Genomic DNA, 13525 nt, shown 5'->3' on the forward strand with positions numbered 1-13525 from the left:
GACCCATTGACCCGTCAACGGTTACTACTTTAGGAGTTAACAGACAGATATGCTCGGTCAAGTTGCAGGTGGCAGTAGCGCCAATACGGGCGCTGGGAACCGCTACTTTCGCTATGAAGTGGCAGGGCTGCGTCAAAGCGAAGTCACGGATGATATGAATTATCAAATCCGCGAAAGTGGCAGCGTGTTCATCACGGTACCTTACAGCCGGATGAATGAGGAAATGCAGCGCATTACCCGCATGGGCGGAAAAATTGTTAATATCCAGCCGATTGCCAATAATGACGAGGGGGAGGGCTAAATCTCCCGCCCGATCCTGTTAAACGGATGCACCTGACTCATCATGCTGGATGATTTTGAATCAGCTTCACCGTCGGCCCAGGAGGCTGGCGGTGAGTCTCTGACTGTAGAAGAAGCGATCGCCAATCTGCGCCACGAGGATCTGAGCTTGCGCTACTATGCGGCGTGGTGGATCGGTCGCTTTGGCGTGCGCGAACCGGAGGCGATCGATGCCTTGCTCGATTTGTTGCAAGAACACGGCGATCGCACGGAAGCAGGCGGCTATCCCTTGCAACGGAACGCGGCGCGAGCGTTGGGGAAAGTCGGCGACGATCGCGCGGTTCCCGCGTTAATCGACTGCCTCGATTCCCCGGACTACTACGTTCGCGAAGCGGCGGCGGAAGGGTTGGAACGCTTGGGCGACCCGGAAGCGATTCCCGCCTTGCTCAAATTACTCGATGGCGGCGTCGAAGCCGCAGTCCGGGTTCCGGGTAAACCGCACTTAAACCAACCTTACGATACGATTATCGAGGCGTTGGGGTCTCTGAAAGCGACGGAGGCGACGGAGGCGATCGCCCCATTTTTAAATCATTCTTTTGAACGAGTGCACTATTCGGCGGCGCGGGCGATGTACCAACTGACCGGAGATCCGGCGTATGGCGATCGCCTGGTAGAAGCGTTGCGCGGATCGAAGCTACAACTACGGCGCTCGGCGTTGATCGACCTCGGGGCGATCGGCTATCTTCCCGCCGCTCCCGCGATCGCGCAAACTTTAGCGGAAAATAGCATTAAACTGATTTCGCTCAAAGGGATCGTCGAACATCATTTAGACTCGCCGGAAGCCGACAAGCCACCCGCGCTCTCCGAAGCGGCGATCGATACCTTATATTTAATGGATTCCCTGCTTTAGAAAACCCCCAAGCGGACGCCCCCACCGGGAACTGCAGCCAGATTATTTCCTGCTCATGACTTCGCAACCCTCCATCCACACCCTGATCGAAGCCGTTCGCGCTGCCGATTCCGCCCGAGCCCTGGCGGGAGCCGTTCGGAATTTAGCTCAAACTCGTTCCCCGGAAGCAATTCCTCTCCTGATCGAAGCTCTCGGCTACAACAATCCCGGCGCTGCCGTGGCTGCGGTCGAAGGGCTGGTCGGTTTGAGCGAGCTCGCGGTTCCCGCAATTTTGGAACAGCTCGACGGCTACAACTACGGCGCCCGTGCCTGGGGAATTCGCGCTTTAGCCGGAATTGGCGACCCGCGCGGCTTGGATATTTTGACCGAGGCGGCGAAGAACGATTTTGCCCTGAGCGTGCGCCGGGCCGCCGCGCGGGGATTGGGAAATATTCTCTGGGATCGCTTGGAGGCGACCCCACGGGAGCAAGAGCGAGAACGAGTCCATCACTGTTTGATCCAGGTCGCGGAGGATCCGGAATGGGTGGTGCGCTATGCGGCGGTGGTCGGGATCGAGGGACTGCTAAAAAATGAGCGATCGCCCGAACCGAGTTGGGTTCCTCAAAGTTTGGCTCGCTTGGAACGCTTATCGAGTGAGGATGAGGTTTTAGTGGTGCGCGCTCGGGCGCTTTTGGCCTGTCAAAATTTACAAACGGGCGTCACGGCTGGGGTGAATTAAACGATCGAAAGTAGACAACGATTGAATCATTAAAGTTATGGGAAATTCGAGAATCAAACATATCGTAATGTGGCGCTTGCACGAGTCTGCGGAAGGGGCTTCTAAGGCAGAAAATGCTTTAAAAATAAAGAAAATGCTCGAAGGGTTGAAAGGGACGATCGCGGAAATTGAGGCGATCGAGGTCGGCATCAATGCGATCGCCTCTCCTGCCAGTTACGATGTGGTTTTATCTTCTGAATTTGCCAGTATGGAAGCACTCGATCGCTATCAAAAACATCCAGAACATGAGAAATGTAAGGATTTTATTGTCAAAGTGGTCGGCGATCGCGCGGTGGTCGATTACGAGGTCGATTCGTGAGGGTTTCAACGGGTTAAAAGTTTAAACGTTATGGTGTTTTGATGAAATCTAGGTGTAATTCCTAGGGTCTGTCATCAATTAAGAAAATTGACAAAAATAGTGAAATGTGTGTAGCCTGCTACCCGTTCACTCAAGATAGCTCAAAACCGGGATGAAACGGCGTTACGCTTTACGAGACGACCAATGGCAACGCATTGAACACCTGCTTCCGGGTCGTCCGGGTACAGTTGGGGTCACAGCTAAAGATAACCGTTTATTCGTCGAAGCCGTGTTGTATCGCTTTCGAGCAGGGATTCCTTGGCGAGATCTTCCCGAACGCTTTGGGGATTTTCGAGTCGTCCACACACGCTTCACTCGCTGGTCAAAAACTGGGGTGTGGGAGCGCGTTTTCCAAGTCCTCTGCGAGGAAGCCGATAACGAATATGCTGCCATCGATTCCACCATTGTGCGAGCGCATCAGCACAGTGCTGGAGCATCAGGGAGTTCAGCCGAAGAGGAAAATATCGGTCGTAGCCGAGGCGGGTTGAGTACGAAAATTCATGCGGTGGTGGATGCTTTGGGGAATCCCATATCTTTTTTTTAACTCCCGGTCAGGCCAGCGATCTAGTCGGTGCCGAGCGGTTGCTACCATCAGTGGAAGTCCAGGCACTGCTAGCGGATAAAGCTTACGATGCCGACGAACGAGTCAGACAACCGTTGCACGAGCGAGGGATTGAAGTCGTCATTCCCTCGAAAAAGAATCGAAAACAAGCCCACGATTACGATCGATTCTTGTATCAAACCCGACATCTGGTGGAAAACTTCTTTGCCAAGCTCAAACAGTATCGAGGGATTGCCACTCGTTATGACAAGCGCTCGGTGAACTTCCTGGGTGGCATTTACCTGGCTGCATCCGTGATTTGGCTGGCTTAAATGTCCGCAGGCGCTTTCCTCCACATTTGGTCACTTTTGTCAACCTACATAATTGATGACACGCCCTAGATTTTTTAATTTATAAATAAAAAAGATATTGACCTGGATGCGATCGCCTGCCCTTGCGCTTCTCAATGCTCCTAAAACAAGCAACATGGCCGAACGACGGATCTTATGAATTTCTCGAAACGATGAGCAAATACGACAAAATTTTCAATGCTTATGCTAAATCTTCGGAAAAACTCACCCCAGTTGAGGGCTTATTTGCGATCGCCTTAATTGTGGTTTATGCCGATGGGGAGATGTCGGCGAAAGAATTAGAGTTATTTCGAGATATTTTAGCCAGTGGTTCGGTCAAAGGCTATTCGCAAGCCGATTTCCGGGTCGTATCCGGAAAAATCGATACGATTTGGGATTTGCAGGGAACGGGGGCGCTGCTGAATGCGGCGATCGAGGCATTACCGACGGATATGAGAGAAGATGCGTATACCGTGGCGGTGGCTTTTGCGATCGCCGACGGTCGAGTGACGAAGGAAGAGTCGGAGTATTTGGAAAAATTAGCGCGAGCTTTGGAAATTCCCGAGGCGAAAGCGGAGCAAATCGTTGCCGAAGAATGGAACAATTTCGATTCGCCGTAATGCAAGTTTTCGAGTGCGTACAACATTTTCCTCTGCTATGCAACACATTTAGATCCCCTTAAATCCCCCTTTCAAAGGGGGACTTTCCTCGTTCCCCCCGAAATCCCCCCCACCCCCCTTTCAAAGGGGGGCGAAGGGGGGATAGGGGGATCGGCATCGTACCTTATCAGACGCCCGAGTGCTGTATTTGCGAAGAAGGGGCGATCGCGGAAGGTTACAGTCACGATCTCATTGCAATGAGACAAGTAGGGGAGAACAGCCGTTCGCCCCTACAAGATCTATTGGAACAGAATCAAAAAAACAAAATGGGGATTTGTCGCCTAAATTGTGGCCACGTCGAGCAATCTAACTCGCCATACTATCTATGCTCAACGGAACCATTTCGCCGTGTACGGTCAGTCCTAACAACATCGGCTCTTGCGGTCGGATGGTTTTGCCTGTAATCACGCAACGTTCCTCTCGTTGGGCTGTCGCTTCGAGGCTGGCGCGGATATCGGACGGTGAAAACGAGGGTCGATAATGACCGGATTTCTGCTGGACGTAATTCCAAAGGACATCGCGAATGAGGGCTTGGTAGCCCCGATCGCCTGCAATGGCTTTGAGATTGTCTTTTAGCTCTCTCTCCAAGCGGATGCTGGTGACTTCCATTTCGGTGGTCGGAGTTCGAGTAATTGCGGGCATAATTTTTTCCTCAAATGGGTAGACATCTCTGTAATATCAGTGTAGTATGTTTACTGTAGATTTCAAGTCATTCCCTTCAAAACTTTTTACTGTGAAGCTTTCAACCGCCCTCTCTATGCAACGATATCTCGCCGACGCCTTTGACTGGAGTATCGACCTCGCGCGCCGAGTCGGTGCCGTCGTGGCGATCGCCAGAGATGGTTTTGCGAGTGGGTGTGATTCCTGCGCAGATGTGCTAGAGATTGGAGAAGGTTTCGTATGTTTAGCCCCGGGGAACCCCGAGGGCAATGGTGATAGAACGGGTGTAAGAAGCGGGAGGTACGCCTCAAGTTGATGTCGTACCTGAAATAGATAAAACAAAACCATAAACGGATTTTGTGGCCCCCGCTTCCTCCAGCATGAGAAGTGGGGGTCATTTAATAAGGAGTTCAGCCGTGACGAGCAGCATAACTGACGTATTGACACATGCGGTGGTGGTTTTCTCTAAAAACTACCTGCCGATCGCGCGAGTGAACGTTAAACGGGCGATCGTGCTGTTAATCGCCGGAAAGGCGGAACCCCTCGATTTGACGGGGGGTATGGCCGCCGCCACGACGGGGATGCCTTTGAGCAAAATTTACGAAGTCCGATCGCCCTCGACGATCTTGCAGGTTCCCGAACATATCCGCCTCACGGTCAGTGGTACCGAACGGATGTGGAAAGTACCTCCCGTCAACCGCCGGGAAGTGCTGCGACGCGATCGCCATAGCTGCCAATACTGCGGCAGTACGAAACACTTGACCCTCGATCACGTCATCCCTAAATCAAAAGGGGGCGCCCATAGTTGGGATAACGTCGTCGCAGCTTGCAGTGCGTGTAACGGTCGCAAAGGCGATCGCACGCCCCAGCAAGCGGGGATGCCGCTCGCAAGCAAGCCAAAAGCACCGATGCATCCCGCGATCGCATTTGCTGAAGAATTTTGGAATGATTTTCAGGTCTAAAGGGGAAAAATAGTTCGGTTCTCAAAGATTAACTGAACCCAACCCGCAGGTAGCGGCAACAAAGAGGGAATTCCACCGCTCTTTATACTCCTCTCACCGCCTACCTCGACCCCTGTGGATCTCAAGCCCCATCGGGCAAGGCTGCGCTGACAGCCAACGAACGAGAATACTCAAAACCACGGGAGAATAACCGGGAATGTTGAAGTTCACGTACACCGAAAACGGCTTTAACTTGGAGCGTTTGGCGTCCTCCGTCGATGAGTTAGTCGCCCGGCGAGTCGTTTTGGCGATGCGCGTCGGCGAAGGAATCGTCGTCGAACCGACAAGTGCATCGTTTCTGCTCCCTGCAGACCTACCGGGGCTTAAGGGTTTGGAAACTCAAGCGCGGCGGGATCGAAATGAGGCGATCGCCCTGTGTATCGCCGACGCGGACTACGTGGAAGTGAGCTTGCACGGAACGTGGATCGCGGCAAACTCGGAAACCGCAGAAGGTGTTTTCGTGACTGCCATCGGCGAACTGAGCGAATTCTACCTGATCGACCTGTGGGAGCAAGCCCAAACGAAAATCTCGCTACTCGAAGAGGTCGATTGATTGAAATCGATCGATTGAAGCCGATTCCTTGAAGGAGGGGCGATCGTATTTTAGGCGATCGCCCCTTCTTCTGAGATAAAAGCACCGATTTTTCCTCGATTTTCTCCCCTAAAAAATTAAGAGCTTGTTATCTAACGGAGTAATTTAAGACCAAAGGCGCTAAATCAATCCCTTTCCAGTCCTTGAGAAACTCACAAATGACTTCAGGAGTAAAGGTTTTTCGCCCTCTGAAAAACTCAAATTGCTGCGTATCAACATTGAAAAGAAAATGCAAGATATTACAATGGTCTTTCAAACCAAAAGGACAACTTCCTGCTTTCCAATTATCCACGCTCGCTGCATAGTCAGCAATGCCAGTGACCGCAGGTTCTATCTCAGCACGATACTGTTGGCACAACTCTAGTAACTCTGAAGGGTCTCGAGCAACTTCACATAAAAGTTGGATGGCTTCACAAGGGAGGCTCGAACGCTTACAGTGCAAAGTCTTTAAAGATTTGCAAATTTCAACCGCTTCAAGGAATTTTTCGGTGGATGATTTATTCATCGTGCCTCCTTTGTTTTAGCCGTTCCGACCAAGGATACCTAGCTTGAGCCAATTCGTGGGCATCTTCTACAATCGCACCCTGGTTAATGACCAGATTCGATTCAAACACTTCATGCCTAAGTAAAATCTCATCAATGTCCATTGCCCTTCCTACTGCCATTCTAATCCAAGCGGCTGCCATATCCTCATCGGGATAAAACTGATAGCGCGAAACCCCACTACCAAATGCATAGTCTTTTGCCCTTTGCACCTCGTTAACTGAGAATTGATAACGATTGGCAATCCTACAAACATCCGTTTTCAGTTGCATAATGCGATCGTACCTCTCCATCACTTTGCGGGCATATTTGCGCTCGTATCGATCGAGATGCGCCCATCGCTCAGATGAGGGAATAGCATTAGAATGACTGTTCATGAGGTTCTCCTACCCGTTAGGTTGTAGGTAACCCCAGTTATAGGACGATTTCAGAATCCCTTCGTTGACGACCCATCCAACATTGGGAGTCTAGATCTAAAAAATCATTAGATCGCCCTGTGTTGGTTTGTAGAGATTAGGCATTGAAAATGCAGTGGCTCGTGATTCCTGAAAGCAGAAACCACAATCCCTCTAGGGAACGACGTGAAAGACCTGAGAACAGGACTCATAACTAGAGTTGCGTTTATCAATGCCGAACACAGAGCGCCATTTCCTGGATTCCCCAAAGAAAAATGAGTTAAAACCTATCCAGCTTCTGATTCGGCGTCTTTGGGAAAACCTTCCTTATTTAGGATAACAGAGTCAATGCTTAGAACACAATCCACCTCGGGTACTTTCAACTACTTCTAAATTCAAACAACCCGAATATTCCATCGCCGGACTATTCGACGGTTTAAACACAACTAAAGCCATATTTCCAGGCGGATCGATTTCCACAACTTGCAAGTAGCCTTCGACAAAACGAACTGATTGAATGCTACTCAAACTATAGGTTGAAAAATCGCGATCGGGCAGGGGTTCCGGTCCGGGTATACTCCCCCGATAAATCGCATATCCTCCCGGTTGCGGGTCGATAATAAACACCGCACTCGTGGTGGTCGCCGCATAGTAATTGAGCATGACACCGACGGCAATATTACCTGTTTGCGGATCGACACTGTAATCGACAATGCGATCGCCGCTCATTTCTCGTGCTTTTATGGTTCCCGTTTCCGGATCCGGTGCATCCATCACGAATACATTCATTTCACTCGCATCAATCGTGAAAATTTCGCCGCCCCATTGGGCTTGTAATTGTTTGCTATTCGAGATAATTTCAACCCGAGGAAAGGTTTCAGCCGCTTGGGGAGAATTGCGCCAAATTTGGATAAATGGCGAACCATCTTCTAATAAAGCGGGGCGATCGGATTCGATTTGTTGCTGCAATATTTCTAGGGCATGTTTTTGATGGGGAAGTCCTTCGTAATAGGTGGCAATATCAATTAGAGAAATGCTCATATTAATCCTTTGAAATTTATAAAATGATGCGGTGGAAAGAGTCGGTCAGGATGCCCGTGCCACCGAAAAACTTATGCGATCGTGGTTCTAGCCAGATCCCCAGCTTGACTCATGCAGTTTAAAGATCTAACAGCTTATGAATGATTATTCCGCTACTTTTTTAGCCATTAATATTTTCATTTGTGCTTTAAAACTTTCTAATTGTTCTGGGGTCGCTTGGGTTTGTTGCCAACTCGATCGCTGCATGAGGCGATCGCACCATGCTTTAAGATTTGAATAGCTATCTAATGAAAACCCCAAGAACGGTAAAACCCCGATCGCCGTCCCTGCAACAATATCGGCAAGGGTAAGGCGATCGTCGATAAAATAAGATTGTTCGCCTAATTTTTCAGCTAAAAACTCTAAAATTTTACCGACTTTTTGCTGACTCTCTTCAAGTTTATTCGCTTCCGGTTCGCCGAATCCCATCCCTTTCACAATTAACGGATTCATCGCCGTTAATAGTTCATTCAGGGTCACCATCTGCACCATTCTAACAAGTGCCAGCGATCGCGCATCTGTCGGAAGTAAGGGATTCTCTGGATATTTCGCGTCGAGATAATCGAGAATTGCGAAAGATTCAATCACTGAAAACCCATCATCCTCCAAAACGGGGATATGGTGAAAAGGATTGAGGGCTAAGAAACTCGGTTCAAACTGGTCGCCATTGAGTTTAAGTTCAATTCCTTCAAATTCGATATTTTTTTCTAATAAAGCAATCCACACTCGTCGAGAATTGATCGAAATCTGGTGGTAGTAAAACTTAAGCATCACAAATTATCCTCACTGGAGAGATAGGAGAAATTGAACAGATCGAGAACAGCTTGAGTAACGAGTCGCTGTTTCTTCCTGATTTATCCAAATATACGCAAAACCAAACCTTATCGGCGATCGCCCTAAATTTCACCCCCTTGAGACCGATCCAAAGCTAAGCTTAGCAAATCTTTGGCGCCAGTTGCGATTTCCTAGCTAAAATATGAATTGTTTATTCACATTCAGGCTATGTTCGCAATTTTTTTCCGTCAATATTCTCGTCAAATGAGCGTGGGCGCGATCGTCTTATCTCTATCTTTAGGAGGATGTCAATTAAGCGATTTTACCGTACCGCTAGCAACGGAAAGCCCCACCCCAGAAGCTCTACCCTCCCCGACGACCTACGATAATTTTGTTGATTGGTGCCAAAACAAAGAAAATCTTTCCGAACCTCTCAGACAAACGGTAGATTTATTACTAGAAAATATCCAAGCGAATGAATGCGAGCTAGCTCAATTGGAACTGCTGCAACTTTCCGAACTCGACTTGCGCGGAACCCAGATTGTAGACCTCAAACCCCTCGCGTCTCTTACGAATTTAAGGAGGCTTTCCCTACGTAGCAACCAAATTACCGATCTCGAACCGTTACGCTCTTTAACCTCTTTGATCGAACTAGATTTAGGCAGCAATAAAATCGTCGATCTGGAGCCAATTTCTAATTTGACTAACCTGAAAAATTTATCTCTTTTTAATAATCAGATTAGTGATTTAACTCCCCTTGCAAGTTTAACCAACTTGCAAACTTTGACCCTGTTTAACAATCAAATTACTGATTTAACTCCATTATCGGGATTAAATAATATGAGTCAGCTCGATTTGGGGAACAATCAAATTACAAATTTGGAAGCTCTTTCCAATCTCGTCAATCTAAAAACATTAAATTTAGAAACGAATCAAATTATCACCGTAGAACCGTTGGGTTCCCTCCGTTCTTTGACGGAACTCGACCTCGGCAGCAATCAGATTGTCGATCTCGATTCCTTGGCTGCAGTCTCAACTCTAAAAATCCTTCATTTGGGAAGTAATCAAATTGTCGATATTACCAATCTTTCAAACCTAAATTCTTTGACGGAATTGGATTTAAGCGGCAACACGATCGCCGATATCGGCGCGATCGCCCCTCTTCAATCTTTAACAAAACTCAATCTCAATACTAATGCGATTAACAGCATAGATGCTTTAGCTAATCTGACATATTTGAGTGAATTAAGTTTAGAAAACAATCAAATTACCGAAATCACGCCTCTGGCGAAACTGACGGCACTCGAAACGCTCAAGTTAACTAAAAATAATATAACTACGGTGGAGGCGATCGCGTCATTAACTAATGTCAAAAAACTGAATCTCGGTGACAATCAAATTTCCGAGATCTCCCCTTTAGCCAACCTCACCGATCTCGAAGAATTATCCTTGGTTAATAATAAAATTAGCAACATTGAGCCATTGGCGAGCTTAACTCAGCTTAAAATCCTCAATCTCAATGGCAATCAAATTGAGACAGTCGCACCTCTGGCGGGTTTAACTCAGCTCAAAACGTTGAATCTCAAAGATAATCAGATCGAGAATGTCAAACCCCTGGCGTCTTTGACGAACTTAAACGAATTAGTTTTAGAAAACAACCAGATCGCCGAAATTCAGTCCCTCTCTCCTCTCAAGTCCCTCTCCGGACTCTTTTTAAGTGGTAATGCGATCGCCGAAAAAACCTGTCCGGTCGAACCCGCCTCGATCTGCTCGTTTTAATCCGGACTAGCGACCCTCCCCCTGCGTACTACACGATCGCCTCTCCCGGAATCGGCGATCGGGGTAATTCGCTCGTGCATACTACAATTTTCAGTAATACTACAAACCTTAAAACCCTTGCTATTTAAAGGTTTTAAGGTTTGTAGCGCGATCGTATACCGAGATTTCCCCAAAAATCTCGGCCAGACCCCTTGACATTAATGTAGTATGTATGTAGCATGTAAATGTGGCGGACGGGAAAAGCGCTCTGACGCAACGCCCCATCGCCCAAATTAGAACCTTGACAACTGAATAAATTCAATCATGACCTATTGGAAAGAATTCACAAAACAGGCAGATTGATGCGGGGAAAATCATTCCCTCGAATCATTCTCTCCCGTCAACTGCCTGGGGTGAATTCAACTGGAGAAAGGTGGAAAACTTATCCACAAAATGCCAACAAATGGGGGTGTAACTCAGACGTGTAGAGTGCTTGTCTGTCGAACAAGAAGTCGCGGGTTCGAGTCCCGTCATCCCCGTTCGATAGTCCCGTAGGCGAACGAATAAGCCGTCAGCCCCTCAAGCTGGAGATGCGGGTTTAAATCCCGTCGGGACTTCCAATGTTTGGCTATTCGCGAGTAGAAACCTCATCGGAGCCTTTTTCCCTCGCTTTTATCTCAGAAAAGGTCATGCGGGGATGGTGTAACAGGCAAACATCTCGGTCTCCAAAACCGAAGATTCTGAGTTCGACTCTCAGTCCCCGTGTCTAATAAGGTGCCGTAGGCAAATTGGTAAAGCCCCCGATCTTTCAAGTCGGCGTTTGCGGGTTCAAATCCCGTCGGCACTGTTTTAATATCGGTTTCAATAACTTTTTAAAAACGATTTTAATAACCAGTTAAAAAGGGTGTCAATTTTTGGGTCGGTATCCAAATGGGTGACGGAGCTTGACTGTAAATCAAGTGCTTTTATGCTAAACGTGGGGGTTCGAGTCCCTCCCGACCCTTTGGGGAGAAGTGGCCGAGTGGTTGAAGGCGCTTTCCTGCTAAGAAAGAACGGTTTTAAACAGCCGTCGAGGGTTCAAATCCCTCCTTCTCCGTTTTGATTTTGTTTTGATTTTGTTTTGATGTTTAACATTTCCCCCGGTAGCTCAGTTGGTAGTAGCGCCTGTGTGAAGAACAGGAGGTCGTCGGTTCGATTCCGACTTGGGGGGCTGTTGATGCCGGATGGACGATGGGTAAGTCGCCGTGACTCTGAATCACGGAGAGGTTGGTTCGATCCCAACTCCGGCAGTGATTGGGGAGTAGGCGACGTTGGCAAAGCCACCCGACTTTGAATCGGGATCTCGCGGGTTCGATTCCTGCCTCCCCAGTTGGCTCACTAAACGAGAAAAGTATCGCACTCACATTGGGTGATTGGCAGAGCGGCTGATGCATCGGGCTTTTAACCCGATTTAGGTAGGTTCGACTCCTACATCACCCCCCTATTTTGCTCCTGTGGCGCAATTGGCAGACGCGACAGCCTTAAAATCTGTTTGTTTGCGGGTTCGAGTCCCGCCAGGAGTATCGCCGGGATGTAATTCAGTGGCCAGAAGCCTTGGTTTGGGGCCAAGGAGTCGTTGGTTCGAGTCCAACCATCCCGACTGTTTACCCCTGTGACGCAATTGGAAGACGTGGCCGACTCAGACTCGGTGGTTTGCAGGTTCGAGTCCTGTCAGGGGTATATGCTCTCGTGGCGGAAGTGGAAGACGCGCCAGACTAAGGATCTGGTTTTTTGCAGGTTCGAGTCCTGCCGGGAGTATTTTAATATATATGGTTTTTTTGGGAGTTACGGGAATGAAGCGCGTTGCGATCGCCCAAGAAACGATCCAAATTCTCGAAAGAGGTCACTACTTTTATGAAGATCGTCAAATCGAAATGGCTCGCGAGCTACGCGAATGTCTGGAAAATACGAAATTTTATCATCCAGACTTTTTAGTTCAAATTGAACGAGAGGTTTTAGCCCGTTCTCCGAGGTTTTCGCAAACTCTTTTTGAACTTAAAAATGAGACGACTTTAATGGGTGCGGAGCGGTTGGCGCGATCGCAACATTTTGAAAAAATTGGAGTTCTCAATTTCGCTTCTGCGAGGAATCCCGGGGGCGGCTTTCTCAACGGCGCTCAAGCTCAAGAGGAAAGTTTAGCTCGCAGTTCTGGTTTATATCAAAGCTTATTAAAGGCTCAAGAGTATTATGATTTTCATCGGTCTTATCGATCGCTTTTATATTCCAATCGAATGGTTTATTCTCCCGGTTGTCCCGTGTTCCGAAAAGATGACGGAACGCTGTTGGCGCAACCTTATCGAGTTGATTTTATAACCAGTCCGGCTCCCAATGCCGGGGCGATCGCGCGACAACAACCGGAATCGGTGCCGCAAATTATTCCAGTATTGCGCGATCGCGCCTCCAAACTGTTGAGTTTGGCCGCTTACCACCACTGCGATGCTTTAGTCTTAGGGGCTTGGGGCTGTGGTGTTTTCCGCAACGATCCGGCGATCGTCGCCAAAATTTTCGCCGATTTTCTCTTATCCAACGCTCCATTTTGGGGCAGATTTAAAACTGTTTTATTTTCGGTTTTAGATTCGAGTAAAGATCGGAAAACTTATCGAGAATTTGAAAAGACATTTTCAAAAAATTTACAGTAGTTTTGAGTTTCTATGCCATGACTGTAGGGGCGAACATTTTTCGCCTCTACTCCCTTAGATCTAAAATTTAGGTTTAATTCAAAGAAAAAAAGAACCATAAAACAGGCGAATATGGTGTAGCGGTAGCATGAGAGCCTTCCAAGCTCTGGGGACGAGTTCAAATCTCGTTATTCGCTCTTTTTTTATGCAG

At 48.2% G+C, this 13525-nt stretch carries 15 protein-coding genes and 15 tRNA genes; 25 read left to right on the forward strand and 5 right to left on the reverse strand.

The window, feature by feature from the left end:
- Nucleotides 1-49 precede the first annotated feature (49 nt).
- The 6 genes from JJD41_RS05915 to JJD41_RS05940 all read left to right on the forward strand — a co-directional run bounded on the left by JJD41_RS05915 (nt 50) and on the right by JJD41_RS05940 (nt 3815).
- Nucleotides 50-301 (forward strand): phycobilisome linker polypeptide, encoded by a 252-nt coding sequence (locus tag JJD41_RS05915; protein ID WP_200665134.1) that lies wholly within the window; start codon nt 50-52, stop codon nt 299-301.
- Nucleotides 302-343: 42 nt separating this feature from the next.
- Nucleotides 344-1189 carry a HEAT repeat domain-containing protein gene (locus JJD41_RS05920; protein WP_200665135.1) on the forward strand — a complete coding sequence of 282 codons (846 nt, stop codon included), beginning with the start codon at nt 344-346 and terminating at the stop codon, nt 1187-1189.
- A 55-nt stretch (nt 1190-1244) separates the two neighbouring features.
- Nucleotides 1245-1907: a HEAT repeat domain-containing protein gene (locus JJD41_RS05925; protein WP_200665136.1), complete on the forward strand. Its 663-nt coding sequence runs from the start codon at nt 1245-1247 to the stop codon at nt 1905-1907.
- A 37-nt stretch (nt 1908-1944) separates the two neighbouring features.
- Nucleotides 1945-2265: a Dabb family protein gene (locus tag JJD41_RS05930; protein ID WP_200665137.1), complete on the forward strand. Its 321-nt coding sequence runs from the start codon at nt 1945-1947 to the stop codon at nt 2263-2265.
- Between the two features lie 151 nt (nt 2266-2416).
- A protein-coding gene (locus JJD41_RS05935) for an IS5 family transposase (protein WP_200664346.1) occupies nt 2417-3177 on the forward strand; the annotation gives its coding sequence in 2 pieces (ribosomal slippage) (nt 2417-2843 and nt 2843-3177; 762 coding nt in all).
- A 134-nt stretch (nt 3178-3311) separates the two neighbouring features.
- The gene (locus tag JJD41_RS05940) at nt 3312-3815 is read left to right on the forward strand and encodes a tellurite resistance TerB family protein (protein ID WP_200665138.1); all 504 of its coding nucleotides are present in this window, start codon (nt 3312-3314) and stop codon (nt 3813-3815) included.
- A gap of 345 nt (nt 3816-4160) precedes the next feature.
- Here JJD41_RS05940 and JJD41_RS05945 read toward each other — a convergent pair whose 3' ends face one another.
- Entirely contained in the window at nt 4161-4496 is a 336-nt protein-coding gene (locus JJD41_RS05945; RefSeq protein WP_168569216.1) for a hypothetical protein, read from the reverse strand.
- A 500-nt stretch (nt 4497-4996) separates the two neighbouring features.
- Between JJD41_RS05945 and JJD41_RS05950 the strand changes: the two genes are divergently transcribed.
- Nucleotides 4997-5476 (forward strand): HNH endonuclease, encoded by a 480-nt coding sequence (locus tag JJD41_RS05950; protein WP_370583821.1) that lies wholly within the window; start codon nt 4997-4999, stop codon nt 5474-5476.
- Nucleotides 5477-5672: 196 nt separating this feature from the next.
- Nucleotides 5673-6068 (forward strand): alr0857 family protein, encoded by a 396-nt coding sequence (locus tag JJD41_RS05955; RefSeq protein WP_168569217.1) that lies wholly within the window; start codon nt 5673-5675, stop codon nt 6066-6068.
- Between the two features lie 127 nt (nt 6069-6195).
- On the opposite strand, the gene JJD41_RS05960 is transcribed toward JJD41_RS05955, so the two are convergent.
- The 4 genes from JJD41_RS05960 to JJD41_RS05975 form a co-directional block, all read right to left on the reverse strand.
- A complete protein-coding gene (locus JJD41_RS05960; RefSeq protein WP_200665139.1) occupies nt 6196-6612 on the reverse strand; it encodes a hypothetical protein in 417 nt (138 codons plus the stop codon).
- Entirely contained in the window at nt 6605-7027 is a 423-nt protein-coding gene (locus tag JJD41_RS05965; protein ID WP_200665140.1) for a hypothetical protein, read from the reverse strand. The genes JJD41_RS05960 and JJD41_RS05965 overlap by 8 nt, the downstream gene beginning before the upstream one ends.
- Nucleotides 7028-7390: 363 nt before the next feature.
- A complete protein-coding gene (locus JJD41_RS05970) occupies nt 7391-8086 on the reverse strand; it encodes a hypothetical protein (RefSeq protein WP_200665141.1) in 696 nt (231 codons plus the stop codon).
- Between the two features lie 144 nt (nt 8087-8230).
- Complete coding sequence (locus JJD41_RS05975; protein ID WP_200665142.1) at nt 8231-8896, reverse strand: glutathione S-transferase family protein; 666 nt, start codon at nt 8894-8896, stop codon at nt 8231-8233.
- A 231-nt stretch (nt 8897-9127) separates the two neighbouring features.
- Here JJD41_RS05975 and JJD41_RS05980 point away from each other — a divergent pair, with 231 nt between their 5' ends.
- The 17 genes from JJD41_RS05980 to JJD41_RS06060 all read left to right on the forward strand — a co-directional run bounded on the left by JJD41_RS05980 (nt 9128) and on the right by JJD41_RS06060 (nt 13511).
- Entirely contained in the window at nt 9128-10678 is a 1551-nt protein-coding gene (locus JJD41_RS05980; RefSeq protein WP_200665143.1) for a leucine-rich repeat domain-containing protein, read from the forward strand.
- A gap of 444 nt (nt 10679-11122) precedes the next feature.
- Nucleotides 11123-11196, forward strand: a tRNA-Asp gene (locus JJD41_RS05985).
- Between the two features lie 6 nt (nt 11197-11202).
- Nucleotides 11203-11277, forward strand: a tRNA-Glu gene (locus tag JJD41_RS05990).
- A gap of 71 nt (nt 11278-11348) precedes the next feature.
- Nucleotides 11349-11422: transfer RNA gene (locus tag JJD41_RS05995), tRNA-Trp, on the forward strand.
- 8 nt (nt 11423-11430) lie between these two features.
- Nucleotides 11431-11504: transfer RNA gene (locus JJD41_RS06000), tRNA-Glu, on the forward strand.
- A 69-nt stretch (nt 11505-11573) separates the two neighbouring features.
- Nucleotides 11574-11660: transfer RNA gene (locus JJD41_RS06005), tRNA-Tyr, on the forward strand.
- A 4-nt stretch (nt 11661-11664) separates the two neighbouring features.
- Nucleotides 11665-11753: transfer RNA gene (locus JJD41_RS06010), tRNA-Ser, on the forward strand.
- A 40-nt stretch (nt 11754-11793) separates the two neighbouring features.
- Nucleotides 11794-11867 (forward strand) — tRNA-Phe (locus tag JJD41_RS06015).
- Between the two features lie 7 nt (nt 11868-11874).
- A tRNA-Gln gene (locus tag JJD41_RS06020) sits at nt 11875-11947 on the forward strand.
- A 4-nt stretch (nt 11948-11951) separates the two neighbouring features.
- A tRNA-Gln gene (locus JJD41_RS06025) sits at nt 11952-12026 on the forward strand.
- 37 nt (nt 12027-12063) lie between these two features.
- Nucleotides 12064-12136: transfer RNA gene (locus tag JJD41_RS06030), tRNA-Lys, on the forward strand.
- A gap of 8 nt (nt 12137-12144) precedes the next feature.
- Nucleotides 12145-12219 (forward strand) — tRNA-Leu (locus JJD41_RS06035).
- Nucleotides 12220-12223: 4 nt separating this feature from the next.
- Nucleotides 12224-12296 (forward strand) — tRNA-Pro (locus JJD41_RS06040).
- A 6-nt stretch (nt 12297-12302) separates the two neighbouring features.
- Nucleotides 12303-12376: transfer RNA gene (locus JJD41_RS06045), tRNA-Leu, on the forward strand.
- 3 nt (nt 12377-12379) lie between these two features.
- Nucleotides 12380-12454: transfer RNA gene (locus tag JJD41_RS06050), tRNA-Leu, on the forward strand.
- 35 nt (nt 12455-12489) lie between these two features.
- On the forward strand, nt 12490-13335 hold the full coding sequence (locus JJD41_RS06055; RefSeq protein ID WP_200665144.1) for a TIGR02452 family protein: 846 nt from the start codon (nt 12490-12492) through the stop codon (nt 13333-13335).
- 105 nt (nt 13336-13440) lie between these two features.
- Nucleotides 13441-13511 (forward strand) — tRNA-Gly (locus JJD41_RS06060).
- Nucleotides 13512-13525: the final 14 nt, after the last annotated feature.

Origin of the sequence: Oxynema mangrovii CENA135, from assembly GCF_016632315.1 — a bacterium.
Lineage (GTDB): Bacteria > Cyanobacteriota > Cyanobacteriia > Cyanobacteriales > Laspinemataceae > Oxynema > Oxynema aestuarii.

Excerpts from the sequence above, each read along its gene's own strand:
- JJD41_RS05980 (WP_200665143.1), top strand. The coding sequence starts at position 9,128 with ATGTTCGCAATTTTTTTCCGTCAATATTCTCGTCAAATGAGCGTGGGC.
- JJD41_RS05945 (WP_168569216.1), bottom strand. The coding sequence starts at position 4,496 with ATGCCCGCAATTACTCGAACTCCGACCACCGAAATGGAAGTCACCAGC.
- JJD41_RS05970 (WP_200665141.1), bottom strand. The coding sequence starts at position 8,086 with ATGAGCATTTCTCTAATTGATATTGCCACCTATTACGAAGGACTTCCC.
- JJD41_RS06055 (WP_200665144.1), top strand. The coding sequence starts at position 12,490 with ATGAAGCGCGTTGCGATCGCCCAAGAAACGATCCAAATTCTCGAAAGA.
- JJD41_RS05965 (WP_200665140.1), bottom strand. The coding sequence starts at position 7,027 with ATGAACAGTCATTCTAATGCTATTCCCTCATCTGAGCGATGGGCGCAT.
- JJD41_RS05940 (WP_200665138.1), top strand. The coding sequence starts at position 3,312 with ATGCTCCTAAAACAAGCAACATGGCCGAACGACGGATCTTATGAATTT.
- JJD41_RS05920 (WP_200665135.1), top strand. The coding sequence starts at position 344 with ATGCTGGATGATTTTGAATCAGCTTCACCGTCGGCCCAGGAGGCTGGC.
- JJD41_RS05915 (WP_200665134.1), top strand. The coding sequence starts at position 50 with ATGCTCGGTCAAGTTGCAGGTGGCAGTAGCGCCAATACGGGCGCTGGG.
- JJD41_RS05975 (WP_200665142.1), bottom strand. The coding sequence starts at position 8,896 with ATGCTTAAGTTTTACTACCACCAGATTTCGATCAATTCTCGACGAGTG.
- JJD41_RS05955 (WP_168569217.1), top strand. The coding sequence starts at position 5,673 with ATGTTGAAGTTCACGTACACCGAAAACGGCTTTAACTTGGAGCGTTTG.
- JJD41_RS05930 (WP_200665137.1), top strand. The coding sequence starts at position 1,945 with ATGGGAAATTCGAGAATCAAACATATCGTAATGTGGCGCTTGCACGAG.
- JJD41_RS05960 (WP_200665139.1), bottom strand. The coding sequence starts at position 6,612 with ATGAATAAATCATCCACCGAAAAATTCCTTGAAGCGGTTGAAATTTGC.
- JJD41_RS05925 (WP_200665136.1), top strand. The coding sequence starts at position 1,245 with ATGACTTCGCAACCCTCCATCCACACCCTGATCGAAGCCGTTCGCGCT.